Source organism: Nitrosomonas sp. JL21 (assembly GCF_009833095.1).
GTDB lineage: Bacteria > Pseudomonadota > Gammaproteobacteria > Burkholderiales > Nitrosomonadaceae > Nitrosomonas.
This window is the reverse complement of sequence record NZ_QRCB01000038.1, coordinates 1-16,345: the sequence shown is the minus strand read 5'-3', so window position 1 is coordinate 16,345 and position 16,345 is coordinate 1. Positions and strand designations below refer to the sequence as shown.

Below are 16,345 nucleotides of genomic sequence, written 5' to 3'. Positions count from 1 at the left end.
ACCGTTGATACGAAATACCCACGTGCCCAAAAACTTTCTCCCGTGAAATTCCTTCCTTGCCCAATTGACGCGCTATTGCTATCGTACTTTTACCTTTGATAAAGCCTACTACATGCGACACCGAGTACTTGGGTAACTTATACACATGTGAATGTGATCCAGCATCAAATGGCCTTCCACAATCGCGCTCTCCTTCTGATTTGCCAGATCGTGCAACACTTTCCCTATATGCTTCCTGACCTTGCCAAATATCATTTTCTTTCGTCGCTTCGGAATAAATACCACATGATATTTACAATTCCAGTGCGTATGGCTCAAACTTTGGTATTCCTTCATCTTTGGCTCCTCGTCTCGTGGTTGGGACGTGAACGTTACGACGACTGCCTTAACGGTCAAACCTTTGGGAGTCCCCCGGCAGAGCCGGGGGTTTATCTGTTATTAATTATGGCTTTTTCAACAAACTGTCTGAATTACTATTCATAATGATTCTCAGAATTTCTCGAAACATGTTCATACTCTTCGCAAATCGTCTACTACAACTTCTACCGTATAATGATCAGTCAATATGGATACGATCGAACAACAATTGGAAGCTCGCCTTGGCCGGGTCCATGCCCGGCAGCGACTAGGAATAGAAGCAGATCACGGGCATCGCGTCTTTGGTCGAGGCTTGAATTTTTTTCATCCGGAAAACTGGTATTCCGTCCATGCACTGATCCGCTTGGCCATTCAGTTAGTAGGTATGTATGAACGTGGCCAGCGCAATGCCCGTAATCTGCAAGTCAAGGAAAATCTGATTCACTTGCCGCACTTACCCGCGGCATTTCATGATTTCAAAATCCTCCATCTCACCGATCTGCATGTCGATATGGATGATCGCAATCTGGTTGCGATGATTCAGACGGTCGCTGATCTTGAGTATGACATCTGTGTATTGACCGGCGATTACCGCGCTCAGACATTTGGAGAAATTGATGGCGCAGTGGCTGGAATGCAGCGGCTCATCACGGTTCTGAAGCAGCCCATCTATGGTGTTCTGGGCAATCATGACTCAATCCGCATGTTACCGGCGTTGGAAGCCATGGGTATAAATATGCTGATGAATGAAGCGATCGAACTGAATAAAGAAAATAGCAAAATTTATCTGGCCGGGGTGGATGATCCGCACTACTTTCGCGTCGACAATTTGGAAAAAGCAATCCGCAATATTCCTATAGGCGCGGTTTCGCTGTTACTTTCCCATACGCCGGAAATTTTCCGCCAAGCCGCCTATGCAGATTTTGATGTGATGTTTTGCGGTCACACGCACGGCGGTCAAATCTGTCTGCCCGGCGGCATCCCGGTCACGCTCGATTCCAAATGCCCACGTTACGTCGGCGCCGGGAAATGGCGTTACCAACATCTGCAAGGATATACCTCTGTCGGCGCTGGCACCTCCATTGTCAATGCGCGTTTTAATTGCTTACCCGAGGTCACTATTCATCATTTACTGCAAGCTTAAAGAAGTTCTGGAACCCTCAATATCTGCTCATACTTCATTAGAATTGCGATCAAATTCTCACTGACTTGGCATTCCTAAAACTGCGTTTTCTACTCTTACCTGGCTGTCGCTCGCTGTCTTCTCCGAGTCTCTTTAATACGGCGTCGCACGAATGTTCAACCAGAACAGAATACGTGAAAGTATCAATTCCACAAAAAAGAACGCCAGGACAATCCAGACAATCTGTTCGCTCGTAATTCCCAGCCAGTGCTGGCAGCCTAAGAGGGGAAATAATGACTCAGGAATCTGATCCAATCCCAGTGCCATTGCGCTGGATTTTAATCCCAGCCGTCGTTTGATAAAGCTCGAGGTCATATCCCCCAACATCGACAAGGCGCCAAATGCCAAGCTCGGAAGCATAGGGATCGCAAATAAGCTGCCGATCAGTATCGCAGTCAGTAGCGCTGAAACAACGCCACGAAATGTTTTTGATGGCCCTAAAATGGGCCGGCCATCCGTAAAAGACTGATGACCATCGATAGGATAGTCGAAACGCTTATCGGCAAATTTGGTGAGAAGAATGGGTGCGCCATTGATACCTACCAACCAGAACAACAACATCACTTCCTGCTGTAGATCTTCCATTGAACATCATGCGAAAGAATAATTGAAGGTTAGTAAGATTACAAAGATTCAGTAATGCTTAGGGTAGCAATTACTTAAGTAGTTCAAGGGTGAATTCATTACGCCCAAAAACGGGACCATAGCAAGTTACACGTTGGAAAGGAATATACTTCAATTTTATAAGAACATTAAGAATGTCAGCCAAAGATAATGGATCAAATTGCCAAGCATGCACATCTATATAGCCCCCACATGCTTGATCAAATTCAATAATTGCATCTCTTATCTTACCCACATCAATAGGTTTGTATTCTCTTCTATTAGAATTATTCCAATGAAATAATGCGTCATTGTGGGTAGTAAGCGCTCGATGTTCGATAACAGAACCTAAAGTATGTTTTTTTCTTTGTGAAACATATGCATTAAATATGTCCGATATTTTAGAAAGTGGTAAATCAGCATCAAAACAATATCTAGCGTTTGGAACTATCATTGCAAACCTACCGCTATCTTCCAAAATTGAACCTACTTCTTGTAAATGCCCAATCAAATCAGGTTGATGCTCCAGATTGTGAGAAGAAAAGACTACATCAAACTTTTCTCTTATGATTTCTAAGCTACCATCTGGTGAGACGTAATCAATTTCTCTAATTTTTTCGGTAGAGAAGCCAAAAAGATTGGCCCTACAAATTAATTCTTGAGTGGATAATACGTCGAGATATTTAACTGTTGGATGAGTTAATGAAGGATTTACAAATGGTCCAATCTCAAGGCATGACATTCCCAAAAATTGTTTAATGAAATTTTCTCTAAGCGAGTAGAACTGTGAAATTCGACCTTCGAAGTAGCCATGCTGAAAATAGTGAGCTATCAATTCTTCATCGGTATGCTTTTTTAAATCCTTATGCATTTCACGATAATAATCAAGATCAACTTCAATAAGAAAGGATAATCCGCTCATTTTGTCATTCTATCTTCTGAAACATACCGCTTAATATTCAACTTAAAACCAAATCCTATGTGAAGGATTGCACGTATCTCTCAAATATCATAGGCTCTAGACTAGCAAAGTTAATAATATCTGATGAGTTGCCATAGCTCACTAGCAAGCTCATCAGGTTGTTTTTTCCAACGCCATTCAGATCCTTTTAAATGCAGCTCAAAGTTAACTGACACGCCGTTAAACTTTGCAAGCCGCCGTTTGGTAAAGCTCCAAAACGATTCGATACCGTTTATATGGCGATGCCCGTCCCGCGCAAATTCATTATCACCATGGGATATACGAAAATGCTTGGAGTATCCTACATCTACCAAACCATTATAACCACGCCAGCCATCACTATAGATGACACTTTCAATGGATACTTTACCCAGTATTACCGCTTGTAGCGTCAAGTGCTTACAGTCAGGTACTATTTCGGTGTATACCCTGCCATCTCGCTCAAACACACCAAATACAGGTTGTTTTAATGTACCGCGACCGCGCTTGAGTTTGCCATGATAACCGCGATGCCGTTTCCCACCAAAATAGCATTGAATTATTTTTTTAATGTAATAATCAGTTAATTTACTGTTTCTTAATATCTTACCAGACTAACAGATTGTATCTCCTAGTCTAGAGCCTTTCAGATAGCCCAACCACTTTAGTGCATTATAGGCTTGCTCATCTATTTCTCAGCCAATACACAAAATGATGGGCCATTTTGGTGCTCGTCATCATCAAATGAAATTTTTAATTGACTAAAACCTAATAGGTCTAGAAGTTTGAGCAAATCATCCTTAAAAATCCATTTTGAGTAAACTTCGGTACCACCACAAAACCCAGACCAGCCCAGAGCGTCTTTATAATTATATTTGACTAGCCTTATTTCAAGGCCATCAATGTTAACAATTTCAGGGTTTTCATATTCCCACTTTCCGTCTTCAAGATGATTAGCAAGACAATCATTCCACTTATCTAAGTCTGGTTCGAAATAATGTGTCCAAAGAAATAGTTTGTTTGATGCACGACTTATTTTTTTAAGAAATTCTACGGGGTTAGTCATATGATATAAAACACCGCTTGCTAAAACTAATTCAAAGCTTTGGTTAGCAAGATTCAATTTGTCAAAATCACCTAATAAAAATTTGGCCGACAAATTAAGATGGTTCTTTACTATCAAGGAACGTAAAAAAGCTCCTTTATTTGCCTCTACAGCAAGCACTTTTGCTCCCGATTTCTCTAGCATATAAGTATGCCCTGCCTCAAGAGGACCAAGTTCCAAAACAGATTTACCCGCTAAGTTAACATTTTCAAGCAACCAATTTATACGAGGATCTTTCGTTCCAGGATAATGACCTTGAGTTTTGACATCTTCAAATGCCGTACTCCAAGATGTTGGGAAAAGATCAAAAGCATTTTGCTCGGACGGCGGAACCGTTACAAATTCAGCTAATTGAGTTTCAAGACTTGTATCTTTCACTTCGTTAAAAGGTTTTTTTTCAGACATTTCAAATTTCCAAGAAATTTTCTATACTAATTTTACCAATCACGCTATTTTCCTTTCTTAAGTCAAAGCACCTTCAATCATTCATGTTTTGCCATGCTTGTTGCAGTCATTCCCACTCAATCGTCGCCGGCGGCTTGCCTGAAATATCATATACGACCCGGTTGATGCCGCGAATTTCGTTGATGATGCGATTGGAAACCTTGCTCAGCAATGAATAGGGCAATTCCGCCCAGTTCGCCGTCATGAAATCCTGGGTTTGAACGGCTCGAAGTGCAATCACATACTCATAAGTCCGGCCATCGCCCATGACGCCGACGGACTTGACCGGCAAAAACACCGCAAACGCCTGCGAAGTTTTTTCGTACCAGCCTGAGTGCTGCAACTCATCGATAAAAATTTGATCTGCCTGTCTCAATAACTCAGCGTATTCATACTTGACTTCGCCCAGAATACGCACCCCCAGCCCTGGGCCTGGAAAGGGATGACGAAACACCATTTCTCGAGGCAGTCCGAGTGCTAGTCCCAGTTCGCGCACTTCGTCCTTGAATAATTCCCGTAGCGGCTCAAGCAATTTCAAATGCATGGTTTCGGGCAATCCACCGACATTATGGTGCGATTTGATGGTGCGCGCCTTTTTAGTTTGGGCGCTCGCGGATTCAATCACATCCGGATAAATCGTACCTTGCGCCAGCCATTTGGCATCGGTGATTTTCGTTGCCTCACGCTGAAAAACTTCAATAAATTCGCGACCGATCACCCGGCGCTTGGTCTCGGGATCGGTAATGCCGGTGAGACTTCTGAAGAAATCCCGGCTGGCATCGATATGAATTACCTTTACCGTCAAGTTCTTGGCAAATGTTTCCATGACTTGCTTGGCTTCATTGGCGCGCAGCAAACCATTGTCCACAAACACACACGTCAGTTGATCTCCGATTGCGCGGTGAATCAACGCAGCCGCCACCGAAGAATCGACACCCCCGGACAATCCCAGAATGACCTGGTCGCTCCCAACCGTTGCGCGAATCTTTCCAACTGCCTCGGCGATATAATCGGGCATGTTCCAATCGCGACCGATGCCGCAGATATCATGCACGAAACGGTCGATGATCGCTTTGCCCTGCAATGTATGCGTGACTTCGGGATGAAACTGAATGCCATAGAACCGACGTTCGTCATTGGCCATGGCGGCAACCGGGGTCGCGGCATTATGCGCCATGACGTCGAACCCCATTGGCAGAGCAACGACTTTATCGCCGTGGCTCATCCACACATCGAGTACATCCGACCCTGCCGTGTTAGTGCGATCCTTGATCTCGGAAAATAACGCACCCTGGGCCGTAGTCTGAATTTCAGCATAACCGAACTCGCGCACCAGGGCATTTTCGACACTGCCTCCCAGTTGCGCCGCCATGGTCTGCATGCCGTAACATATCCCCAACACTGGCACGTTCAACTCGAACACAATCTGCGGCGCGCGTGGTGTCTCGTCTTCGATGACCGATGCAGGCCCGCCGGATAAAATGATGCCTTGCGGAGAAAATTCCTGGATGAATTGCGGGTCGATATCATAGGGATGCAATTCGCAATACACATTGGTTTCACGAACACGCCGCGCAATCAATTGGGTGTACTGAGAGCCAAAGTCGAGAATTAAAATTTTTTGATGCATTCAGATCGATTTCTTACTTGACGTGATAATTAGGAGCTTCTTTGGTAATCTGCACATCATGCACGTGCGATTCGCGGATACCGGCTGAGGTAATTTCAACAAACTCGGCTTTCTGGTGCATTTCGGCAATCGTTCCACAACCCAGATAGCCCATGCTGGAACGCACGCCGCCCATCAATTGATGGATCACCGCGGAAATACTGCCTTTGAATGGCACCCTGCCCTCTACCCCTTCGGGCACCAGTTTGTCGTTATTTTTCTGCTCTTTTTCCTGGAAATACCGGTCACTGGATCCTTGCTGCATCGCCGACAGCGAACCCATACCACGGTAGCTTTTATAGGAACGGCCCTGAAACAGTTCGATTTCTCCTGGCGCTTCGGTAGTACCGGCAAACAATCCTCCCAGCATGACAGTATCGGCGCCCGCCGCCAGTGCCTTGGCAATATCGCCCGAGTAGCGGATGCCGCCATCGGCGATGGCGGGCACGCCACTTCCGTGCAAAGCCTCTGATACATCGTGGATTGCTGTGACTTGTGGAATGCCGACACCGGCCACGATGCGCGTCGTACAGATGGATCCAGGGCCGATACCGACCTTTACCGCATCCACGCCATGATCGACCATTGCGCGCGCTGCCGCTGCCGTCGCGACATTGCCGCCGATCACCTGAACCGTAGGTAGATTTTTTTTAACCCAGGCAATGCGATTGAGCACACTTTGCGAATGTCCGTGCGCAGTATCGACCACAATCACGTCGACACCTGCTTCGGCCAACGCCATCGCGCGTTCTTCGCTGCCCTCGCCGACCCCGATCGCGGCACCTACCCGCAGGCGCTCCTGCTCGTCCTTACTGGCCAACGGATATTCGGAGGTTTTGATGATGTCCTTGACGGTGATCAGCCCACATAATTCGAATTGATCATTGATGACCAGCAAGCGCTCGAGACGGTGCTTATGCAGCAATGCCAGCACCTCCTCGCGAGAGGTGTCAGCTTTGACCGTCACCAAACGATTCTTTGGCGTCATGATGTGCTTGATCGCCTGGTCGAGATTGGTTTCAAATCGCAAATCGCGATTCGTCACGATACCGACGACTTTTTTTCCATTGACGACGGGCAAACCGGATATTTTGTGACGACGGATCAGTTCAAGTACTTCCCGCACAGTCATGTTCTGATGGATGGTGATCGGATCCTTCACTACGCCGCTTTCAAAACGCTTCACCTGAGCCACATGCATTGCCTGGGCCTCAATCGACATATTCTTATGAATGATCCCAATGCCGCCTTCCTGCGCCAATGCAATCGCCAGCGGGGCCTCGGTAACCGTATCCATCGCAGCCGAAATCAATGGAATATTTAGGGTAATCGTACGCGTCAACTGAGTTGCCAAGCTGACATCTCGAGGCAGCATTGTCGAGTGGGCCGGAATCAACAGTACATCATCGAAAGTGAGTGCTTTTTGAATCAACTGCATAATGACCATCCTTTGCAAAGCGACATTATAGCCAAATCGATCGCGAATTTTGCCCTAATTTGACCAAGACTACAGCATATTTCTGATAATTATGGTGTAATGCTGAAAATTTTCAGGAAGCTCTGACAAAATTAACGAACGTGATCAGACAAGACGAAATCCACTGAGAAAGCGCGGTTCGGTTCATGAAAGAACAGCAAAGATTCTGAGCCTGGTTTCAAATAATCTGACGACGCGCAGTAATATTTCAGAATTTCCTTAAATTACACAAATGAGCATCCGATGTACCTTGAATCATGCATTCTCAGGAGTATTCGATGAAAATTTTTGTATGTCTTGGACTGGCGTTGCTGTGGAGTATGACGGCGAACGCCCAAGTCTATAAATGGGTCGATGAACACGGCAAAATCCAATATGGTGATCAACCACCGCCCGGTATCGCTAAAGACCGTCAGCGCCTCAATTTGAGAACGACTACTCCGTCAAATCCTCCAGAATCCAATAAATCCAAAAGCTTATCCGAAGAACGAGAGGAATTCGATAAGCGCCAGAAACAACGGAAAGAAGAAGAAGTCAAGCAACTCGCCAAGACCGAGGAAAATAAAAAGAAATGCATCGATGCACAAACTCAGTTGAGAGTCTACACTGATTCGCCCCGCTTAACCGTACCCGATGGCAGCGGTGGCGTCTCGTATGTCGACGATGACGCGCGTCAACGAAAAATCAATGATGCCAACAAAGCCATTTCCACTTTCTGCAAATGAACGCCATGCTTAGTCCGATGTTGGTATTTTTCAATCGACTCAGATTTATTTTCATAAGCTTATTTTTTGTGACTCCTGCCATGGCAGAGGCGCCGCTCACCTATGCTGTGCAGGCACCTCCTATCAATGAGCAAGCCATTGCGGCATTGCATGCAAGTTCCGGCATGCAATGGCAACTCCTGCCCGGCGAAGACGTGAAGCAGATTGCCCGCCTTATGTTTCCGTCAAACGCCACCATACGCGAAAAATTTATCCAGGCTGTGATTCATCTCAATCCAGAACTTTTTCCTTCTGGATATTATCAACCCTTGGCCGCAGGCACGATGGTGCATATTCCAGATTTAAAAACAATCCATGCATTTTCAGCTCCAGCATTCAAAAAACGTCCGCGTGCTGTTTCAGACAACCCCTCCCCCGCTCAACCCCAACATTCCTCGGCAGCCCCAGCAGCAGCCACGCCCGATTTGAAAAACCATGAACGCCTGTTGCAACTCACCACGCAACTGGAACAACTTTCTGAACATCAGGCGCAAGAACTGAATTCCTTGTTGCATCACACCGAAACGCTTGCGTTGCAAGTTGCTGATATGCAGACTGCCCAGACAGCACGAATTCAGGAACTCCACACGCAGGATAGTATCGCCCGGCAACTACCCGAAAACATTCAACCCACTCCACCCATACAGCCTCCCGAACAGCCAATAGATCAACCTTCACCGGATTTAACGATCATCACCCCGACCACCGAGGATCTGCTGTCAATGGATACTTTATTGATACTGGGCGCTTTGCTGATCGTGTTGGTATTGATCATCGTACTGCGCGGTTATCGCAAAGTTCAACAACGAATGACGCACACTGGCACAACTCCTGTAATGCCCGATATTAGCCATCGGCAAGGATACGAAACGTTATTTCGGAAACAGGATCCGCAAAAAATCGCTGCCGCAGAAAATTTTCACATTGATGGCGCTTCCAGTGACGCTGCAAATGAAGCTCGCCAGATGATCAAGCAAGGCCATTCAGAACAAGCCGTTTTGTTTCTGCAAAAGCAGCTATCGGTGAACGCATTCGATATCTCAGGTTGGTTATTATTATTCGAGTTGTTGTACTCGCAAAAAAATAAATCAGATTTCAAGAAAAATGCCCGCAGGTTCAAGCGGCTTGGAATATTTCCAGATATCTGGCTACAAATTCAAGATCTTGGATATCGGCTTGAAGCCAATGAACCGCTTTATTTTGACGAACAAAAGCGCCAACAACGATTCTTTCCTGATTCACTGAACTCTGGATTGTCATCATAAAAATCAATTTTGTCAGAGAAGCTCTGCAAAATTAATTCGGTAACTCACCCTCTGGGCGAGAAAGCTGGCTGCATCAGCTGATAACGAGGCGCAACAAGAATGTCGTCGCCGGAGTACAGACCAATAAGAACACCCCTGTTATTTTGGCATTACTTGATAAATTTGACCAAATTCATCGGGTACGTTGGCCTGAAAAGGAATTATTCCGCGAATTCCATCAGGGACAGATGGCAAGCAATTCGCCCAGAAATCCTGGGACAGGACTGAAATTTCATACCTTCTCGAAATCACCGTTTGAATACTGGCGAAGGTAGGCTCGGATGCAGGTAAAACCAACTAAAACTTGAATCGTTCATGCTACTTGGCCATGCTAACCCCTTTCAAAGTGACATACAATTCCTGGAGATCAGTCAAAACCCGTTCATCTTTCGTTAATTTCTCTTAGGTATCCTTGTGTCCCATACCCAACCGCAAAATGAGTTCGATCATGCTAAAGCCCAATGTAATGAGTTCGAGTGAAGCGCCACCACAATGGAACACGCACCAATGGTTATGCGCTATTGACGAGCAATTTCGCAAACAGGACTATCGTCAGGCCCGCAATTTGATCTTGCAAGCGTTACCGATCTTTCCAGATCATGCCATGCTTAGGGATCGATTACTCATGGTGGATTCGCATTGGAGTGAGCCAATTGCAAGTCGAGGCATTCATCTCGTTACACCCGACGAGCATGATTTCTCCTATTTGCAGCAATGCTATGCCGATGAAGCGTTCATGCAGCAATTCCTGCCTATGGGAAGAAAAAAACAAAGCGCTGAGGCAATTCAGAATGCACTCAGACAAAGTGAGTTTTCCGTTGCTCATCATCGGAGCATGCACCGGATCATCAAAAAAGAAGTACCCTCCATTCCCGAACGATCTTTTTCTCCAGGTGACCTCAAACCGATCGGGTTGGCGAGTCTGGTAGATATCCAAATTGCGCACAGGCGCGCCGAATTTCTCGTTGGCATTCCCGATCAGGCCGAGCGTCAAAGGGCAACGGCTGTTGTCATGATGCTCATCATGGATCTGGCTTTCAATCAAGTTAGGTTGCATAAACTGACATCACTCGTGCTAGCCAATAACCCCCATTCACAGCGAAGTACCGTAGCGATTGGGTTCACGCAGGAAGGCTTGCGCCGCCAGCATCTATGTGATCCACAAACCCGACAATGGCTGGATTGTTATGAAAACGGCCTTGTTGCGGATGATTTCCGCCACAACCCTGTTATCGCACGCGTATCGAAAAGATTACTCGGGCGCGACATTACTGTGAAACCGATTTAAAAATAACTACTTAAAGGAGGAATTGGAAAATGATGAACTAACGATCGAGTATCAGTTGCATATCTTGAAATGAAACATCCTTAGTTTTTAATCAAGTAGCTCAAATTAATAGGGGAATATTATGACTGCATACATTGGTACTAATGGAAACGATACTCTGGTGGGTCTTGATGATGTATCCGATGATTTGACAGGCAAGTTGGGTAATGATGTTTTGATAGGTGGCGATGGATTTGTAACAGATTGGGTTCATTATGATAATGCACCAGCCGCAGTAACAGTCAATTTGGCGGCAGGGACCGCCACTGGCGGGGATGGTAATGACACTTTAAATGGTATCGAGGGTGTGACAGGCAGCAAGTTTAACGATACGTTACGCAGTGGTGCCGGTTTCGAATCGAGTATTTTATATGGGGGTGCCGGAAATGATGCATTGATCGGAAATACCGGCTTTAACTCCTTGAAAGGAGGGGCCGGTAATGACGCCCTGACTGGTGGGGACGGTTTTGATTCTGCCGATTACTCTGATGCTACATCAGCAGTTACCGTCAACCTGAGCACTGGAACTGCAACTGGTGGAGCTGGAAACGATACACTTGCAGGAATCGAACAGGTCGTTGGAAGTAGCTTCAACGATACCTTGGTTGGTGTGAGTAATGCTTTTGATTTTGGGGTTTATTTGCAAGGCGGGAAAGGCAACGACTCAATCGTGGGAAGCGATAACAGTTTTAATCAGTTGGAAGGTGGCGAAGGCAAAGATTCGTTAATTGGCGGAAATAGTGATGATACCCTCATTGGTGGATTGGGCGCTGATGTGCTGACTGGTGGAGAAGGCTGGGATACAATTGACTACTTTGATGCATTATCGTCAGTAACAGTTAATCTGGAAAATGGAACAGCATCCGGAGGTGCAGGAAACGATATTCTGAGAAGTATCGAACAAGTTTCGGGCAGCTCTTATAACGATACACTCATTGGCGGAACTGGTGACAATTCGTTGTGGGGTTTGGATGGCAATGATGTATTAGTTGGCGGAGATGGCTTCGATAACCTGGAAGGCGATTTCGGTAATGATACGCTAACTGGGGGAGCAGGTGATGACCAGTTGAATGGTGGCTGGGGTGATGATGTTCTGACCGGAGGAAAGGGTAACGATTGGGCAAATTTCTTCGAGGGCAGTGTGGCAGTCAATCTCGCAAAAGGCACCGCTACCGGTGCGGCAGGCAAGGATACCCTGCAAGAGATTGAAAATGTTAACGGCAGTTTTGAAAATGACACTTTGATCGGCGATGCCAATGCTAATACTCTGAATGGCGGGCAAGGAAATGATTGGCTAACTGGTGGACAAGGGGATGATACCCTGATTGGGTATAAAGACGTCGACTGGGCCAGCTACAGCGATGCCACGTCCGCAGTAACGGTGGATCTGATCGCAGGAACGGCAACAGGTGGTGCAGGAAACGATATACTGCAAGAGATCGAGAACGTTCAGGGAAGCAAGTTTGGAGATACCCTGAAAGGGGACGATCTGAAAGATAATATTCTTGATGGTGGAGCCGGCAATGACAAACTGGACGGAAAACAGGGGCAAGATGCATTGACCGGAGGTGCTGGCAACGACATTTTCAAATTCACCGTGAATGGTCCTGCTGACAAAATTACCGACTTCAATGTGACGAACGATACCATTCAGCTTGAGAATGGCGTATTCAAAGCGCTGACGGCGACGGGTGTTTTGGCTGCCGATCAATTCAAGGTAGGCGCGAAAGCGGCGGATGCCAATGACTTTGTCATCTATAACAAGGCCGCCGGGGCATTGTTATATGATGCTGATGGCAATGGCGCCAATGAGGCAATTCAAATCGCTACGGTCGGTACAGGGCTGAACATGACTAATGCCGATATCGTCATCATTTAGGAAACCGCTGGAATTCGGTATTGCTGGTTAGGTTTTATCACTGTTTTCCAGCAATTCTTTTCGGCGGCATTTTGTTGCCGAATTCCCTCTGCTCTGCCATTGCTTCATTTAGCGCAATGGCAGAGCTTAATGATTTATCCAGCAGCTTTGTTTATCTGTTCACCGTGATCGACTGATATAACCGTGCAGTGTCGTCATGGTGAATGTCTAACACCTTGACTACAAGCTTCTGCATTGAAGCTGGGCAAGGATAGTTAGCATAGCAATGTGCTTGTCGAACGGGTTTGGAAGAGCATCAATACAAAGTTGTATCTGCTGTCCTACGACAACGGATGTCATGCGAAGCAGAGCTTCACGCCGAGGTTCACGATAAACCACCCAATGAGCTCCACTTCAATTACTTGCTTGCAATGAAAAAACAGCATAGGCATTAACGCAAGATTCCCACTGGAAATATGGAAAATTGTCCAATCCAGTACGGTCATCTCACCTTTTCAACGCTTCCTCAAGAGCCTTTTCATACTAAATCACGACGATATCGGCATTCGTCAGCGCCAGCCCTGAACCAATCTTGGCTATTTGCACCGCCGCGCCAGCGCCATTGCCATTGGCGTCATAGATCAATACGCCGGTTGTGCTGTTGTAAATGATGAAATCGTTGGCATCCGCCGCCTGAGCACCGATCCTGAATTGATCGGGAGGGAGTACTCCCAACGTATTCAAAGCCGTAAACACTGAATTTTCAAGTTCGATCGTATCATTCGCAACATTAAAATCTGTAATGGTGTCGACATGACCGGTGGTGGTGAAACGGAAAATATCGTTGCCCACTCCCCCCGTTAAGGTGTTAGTGCCAAGCCCTCCATTCAGGATATCATTGCCGTCACTGCCATTGAGCTGATTGTTGGCGGAATTTCCGGTAAGCGTGTTGGACAGATTATTACCCGTGCCATTGATTACCGCTGCGCCCGTCAGTAAGAGATTCTCCACATTCAGCGGAAGCACATATGTGACACTGCTGCTCACCTTGTCGGTACCGGCATCGAAATTTTCAGTGATGGTGTCACCGGCATTGTCAACGATATAGCTATCAAATCCCGCTCCGCCTGACATAGTATCGGCACCTTCTCTGCCGTTGATCGTGTCATGGCCATCGCCACCGTTCAAATGATTGGCAGCCGAGTTTCCGGTGATGATGTTATCTAAATCATTGCCTGTACCGTTGATCGCCTGTGTTCCAATCAGCAATAAATTTTCGATATTCAGCGGTAAAGTATAGGATACGCTGCTGTTCACCTGGTCAGTGCCTTCATTGAGATATTCTCTGACAACGTCGCCAGCTTCGCTCACCACGAACGTATCATTTCCCAATCCCCCTATCATCGTGTCATTTCCGGCGCCTCCTCGAAGAATATCGTTACCTTTGCCGCCGTTCAGGACATTCTTCTTAAAATTTCCGGCCAGGTCATCATTGAAATTGCCACCGATCAGATTCTCGATATTGGTCAGCGTGTCCAGTCCTGCACCACCGGTATTCTGCTGCCCAGCAATCGCGAGGGAAACCTTGACGGCATTGGCTGAAGCGTAACTCACGGTATCCTGCAGCGATGTCGAGCCCACCAGTACATCGTTACCGGTGGTATTGACGAGAAAAACAGAACTCGCATCATTCAAGAAGAAAAGCATTTCGCCCTCCCTTCCGCTCACAATTGCATCCGCATCGCCATCGTTGTCAATATCCGCAAATACGGGACTCGCATTGGAGCCTGCATCACTCAAGCCGAACCAATCCGTTTGGGGGGCATCGAATGACGGATTGGCAGCCGTGCCGGAATTTTTAAAGAACAGGGTATTTCCAGCCACATTTCCGACGAACACATCAAGATCACCATCACCATCACTATCGACGAAGCTCGGACTTGCATTCGAGCCGACATCGCTCAAGCCAAAAGGATTAGTCACCGCAGCAGCAAATGCAGGAGCATTTACTGTGCCCGTATTTCTAAAAAACACGAGATTGCCGACAGAATTGCCGACAAAGGCATCCAGATCACCGTCGTTGTCGATATCCACGAAATCGGGCGTCGCCTGAAGGCCGACGTCGCTCAGGCCGAACGGGTTTGTGATCGCTACAGCAAATGCCGGCGCCGCGGCCGTGCCCGTATTTCTGAGAAATAATAGATTGCCATCCGAATTACCTGTGAAAGCATCCATGTCGCCATCGTTGTCGATATCGACATAACTGGAATCGACATAAAATCCTGCATTTTTCAAACCGAACGGATTAAGGATCGCGGCAGCAAAAACGGGAGCCGTGACTGTGCCGGTATTCCGGAAAAAAAATGTATCGCCAAATCCTTCACCGATAAAGGCATCCAGATCACCATCGTTATCAATATCAACGAAATAGGGTGTCGTTAAAGTGCCCTTGTCGGTAAGACCGAAGGGATTAATGGAAGTGAATGTAAATACTGTATTTGCCATGCGATTATTCTCCAATAGATATTAGCGCGGCAATACATCATTTATCAGCAGCAGGTTACAAGACAAGTTCTAAGCGAACTGGAGATGATAAGCAAGCATTCGAAGATACCAATCCGTTGATGCTTTGCTATTAATTTTTCGTACTAAAATTAATTCTTCACTTCGAATCAACATCGTTGGACCAATGAATTTACCGCATTGTAAAAATTTTATGAGTTGTTATTCTAAAAAAACAAACAATAAATCCTTCAAGAACATTTTCATTTTATCAATATTATACTGCCTTATAAACCCTCTCTGGTATTCTTATCTCCGAGTGAAAATATGACTCGGGGCTATCGCTCAACAAGCTTTCTAAAAACAGCAAACATCAATCTGACACGATGAAATGCATAAAAAATACCGTGTATGATTTCCCTAGATCACTACGATATCCCCATTGGTCAAGCCCAGCCCGGCGCCCAGCGTGGCGATCTGCACCACCGCGCCTGCGCCATTGCCGTTGGCGTCATAGATCAATGCCCCGGTTGCATTGTTATAGATGACGTGATCATTACCATCCAGCGCTTGCGCGCCTACCCGGAATTGGGCTGCTGGCAGAGTGCCTGTTGCTGTCAATGCCGTAAATACGCCATTCTCCAATTGTAGGGTGTCATTCGCCACGTTGTAGTCCGTGATCCGGGCTGTATTTCCCATCACTGTAAAGCGGAAAATGTCGTTGCCGGCGCCGCCGGTCAGGATATTCGTTCCAGGCCCGCCGTTGAGAAGATCGTTCCCACCGCCTCCGCTGATCGTGTCATTTCCAGCCA

12 protein-coding genes and 2 pseudogenes are annotated in these 16,345 nt (G+C 46.5%); 5 read left to right on the top strand and 9 right to left on the bottom strand.

All coding sequences use genetic code 11. The annotated features are described in order from the left end of the window. A pseudogene (gene tnpA, locus ABF87_RS11505) lies at window positions 1-336 on the bottom strand (IS200/IS605 family transposase); the annotation flags it as partial. A gap of 229 nt (window positions 337-565) precedes the next feature. Between tnpA and ABF87_RS11500 the strand changes: the two are divergent. Next, window positions 566-1,501: a metallophosphoesterase gene (locus ABF87_RS11500; RefSeq protein WP_160829266.1), complete on the top strand. Its 936-nt coding sequence runs from the start codon at window positions 566-568 to the stop codon at window positions 1,499-1,501. 132 nt (window positions 1,502-1,633) lie between these two features. Here the strand turns inward: ABF87_RS11500 and ABF87_RS11495 are convergent, their stop codons facing one another. The 6 genes from ABF87_RS11495 to guaB form a co-directional block, all read right to left on the bottom strand. Continuing rightward, the gene (locus tag ABF87_RS11495; protein WP_160829265.1) at window positions 1,634-2,125 is read right to left on the bottom strand and encodes a CDP-archaeol synthase; all 492 of its coding nucleotides are present in this window, start codon (window positions 2,123-2,125) and stop codon (window positions 1,634-1,636) included. Window positions 2,126-2,195: 70 nt separating this feature from the next. Beyond that, a complete protein-coding gene (locus ABF87_RS11490; RefSeq protein WP_160829264.1) occupies window positions 2,196-3,065 on the bottom strand; it encodes a hypothetical protein in 870 nt (289 codons plus the stop codon). Window positions 3,066-3,175: 110 nt separating this feature from the next. Further along, window positions 3,176-3,688: an IS1595 family transposase gene (locus tag ABF87_RS11485; protein WP_160829267.1), complete on the bottom strand. Its 513-nt coding sequence runs from the start codon at window positions 3,686-3,688 to the stop codon at window positions 3,176-3,178. Between the two features lie 83 nt (window positions 3,689-3,771). Beyond that, window positions 3,772-4,593: a methyltransferase domain-containing protein gene (locus tag ABF87_RS11480; RefSeq protein ID WP_160829263.1), complete on the bottom strand. Its 822-nt coding sequence runs from the start codon at window positions 4,591-4,593 to the stop codon at window positions 3,772-3,774. A gap of 106 nt (window positions 4,594-4,699) precedes the next feature. Next, entirely contained in the window at window positions 4,700-6,262 is a 1,563-nt protein-coding gene (guaA, locus tag ABF87_RS11475; RefSeq protein ID WP_160829262.1) for a glutamine-hydrolyzing GMP synthase, read from the bottom strand. Between the two features lie 13 nt (window positions 6,263-6,275). Further along, a complete protein-coding gene (gene guaB, locus ABF87_RS11470) occupies window positions 6,276-7,739 on the bottom strand; it encodes an IMP dehydrogenase (protein WP_160829261.1) in 1,464 nt (487 codons plus the stop codon). Between the two features lie 317 nt (window positions 7,740-8,056). Here guaB and ABF87_RS11465 point away from each other — a divergent pair, with 317 nt between their 5' ends. The 4 genes from ABF87_RS11465 (at window position 8,057) to ABF87_RS11450 (ending at window position 13,052) form a co-directional block, all read left to right on the top strand. Beyond that, on the top strand, window positions 8,057-8,503 hold the full coding sequence (locus ABF87_RS11465; protein WP_160829260.1) for a DUF4124 domain-containing protein: 447 nt from the start codon (window positions 8,057-8,059) through the stop codon (window positions 8,501-8,503). Between the two features lie 5 nt (window positions 8,504-8,508). Continuing rightward, complete coding sequence (locus tag ABF87_RS11460) at window positions 8,509-9,807, top strand: hypothetical protein (protein WP_160829259.1); 1,299 nt, start codon at window positions 8,509-8,511, stop codon at window positions 9,805-9,807. A gap of 487 nt (window positions 9,808-10,294) precedes the next feature. Continuing rightward, entirely contained in the window at window positions 10,295-11,134 is an 840-nt protein-coding gene (locus ABF87_RS11455) for a GNAT family protein (RefSeq protein ID WP_160829258.1), read from the top strand. Window positions 11,135-11,255: 121 nt separating this feature from the next. Next, window positions 11,256-13,052, top strand: a complete 1,797-nt coding sequence (locus tag ABF87_RS11450) for a calcium-binding protein (RefSeq protein WP_160829257.1) — start codon at window positions 11,256-11,258, stop codon at window positions 13,050-13,052. 522 nt (window positions 13,053-13,574) lie between these two features. On the opposite strand, the gene ABF87_RS15340 is transcribed toward ABF87_RS11450, so the two are convergent. Together ABF87_RS15340 and ABF87_RS15335 are read right to left on the bottom strand one after the other, a co-directional pair. After that, entirely contained in the window at window positions 13,575-15,536 is a 1,962-nt protein-coding gene (locus tag ABF87_RS15340; protein ID WP_160829256.1) for an FG-GAP-like repeat-containing protein, read from the bottom strand. Between the two features lie 417 nt (window positions 15,537-15,953). Continuing rightward, window positions 15,954-16,345, bottom strand: a pseudogene (locus ABF87_RS15335) (calcium-binding protein); the annotation flags it as partial.

Excerpts from the sequence above, each read along its gene's own strand:
- ABF87_RS11480 (WP_160829263.1), bottom strand. The coding sequence starts at position 4,593 with ATGTCTGAAAAAAAACCTTTTAACGAAGTGAAAGATACAAGTCTTGAA.
- guaB (WP_160829261.1), bottom strand. The coding sequence starts at position 7,739 with ATGCAGTTGATTCAAAAAGCACTCACTTTCGATGATGTACTGTTGATT.
- ABF87_RS15340 (WP_160829256.1), bottom strand. The coding sequence starts at position 15,536 with ATGGCAAATACAGTATTTACATTCACTTCCATTAATCCCTTCGGTCTT.
- ABF87_RS11450 (WP_160829257.1), top strand. The coding sequence starts at position 11,256 with ATGACTGCATACATTGGTACTAATGGAAACGATACTCTGGTGGGTCTT.
- ABF87_RS11490 (WP_160829264.1), bottom strand. The coding sequence starts at position 3,065 with ATGAGCGGATTATCCTTTCTTATTGAAGTTGATCTTGATTATTATCGT.
- ABF87_RS11460 (WP_160829259.1), top strand. The coding sequence starts at position 8,509 with ATGCTTAGTCCGATGTTGGTATTTTTCAATCGACTCAGATTTATTTTC.
- ABF87_RS11495 (WP_160829265.1), bottom strand. The coding sequence starts at position 2,125 with ATGGAAGATCTACAGCAGGAAGTGATGTTGTTGTTCTGGTTGGTAGGT.
- ABF87_RS11500 (WP_160829266.1), top strand. The coding sequence starts at position 566 with ATGGATACGATCGAACAACAATTGGAAGCTCGCCTTGGCCGGGTCCAT.
- ABF87_RS11455 (WP_160829258.1), top strand. The coding sequence starts at position 10,295 with ATGCTAAAGCCCAATGTAATGAGTTCGAGTGAAGCGCCACCACAATGG.
- ABF87_RS11465 (WP_160829260.1), top strand. The coding sequence starts at position 8,057 with ATGAAAATTTTTGTATGTCTTGGACTGGCGTTGCTGTGGAGTATGACG.
- guaA (WP_160829262.1), bottom strand. The coding sequence starts at position 6,262 with ATGCATCAAAAAATTTTAATTCTCGACTTTGGCTCTCAGTACACCCAA.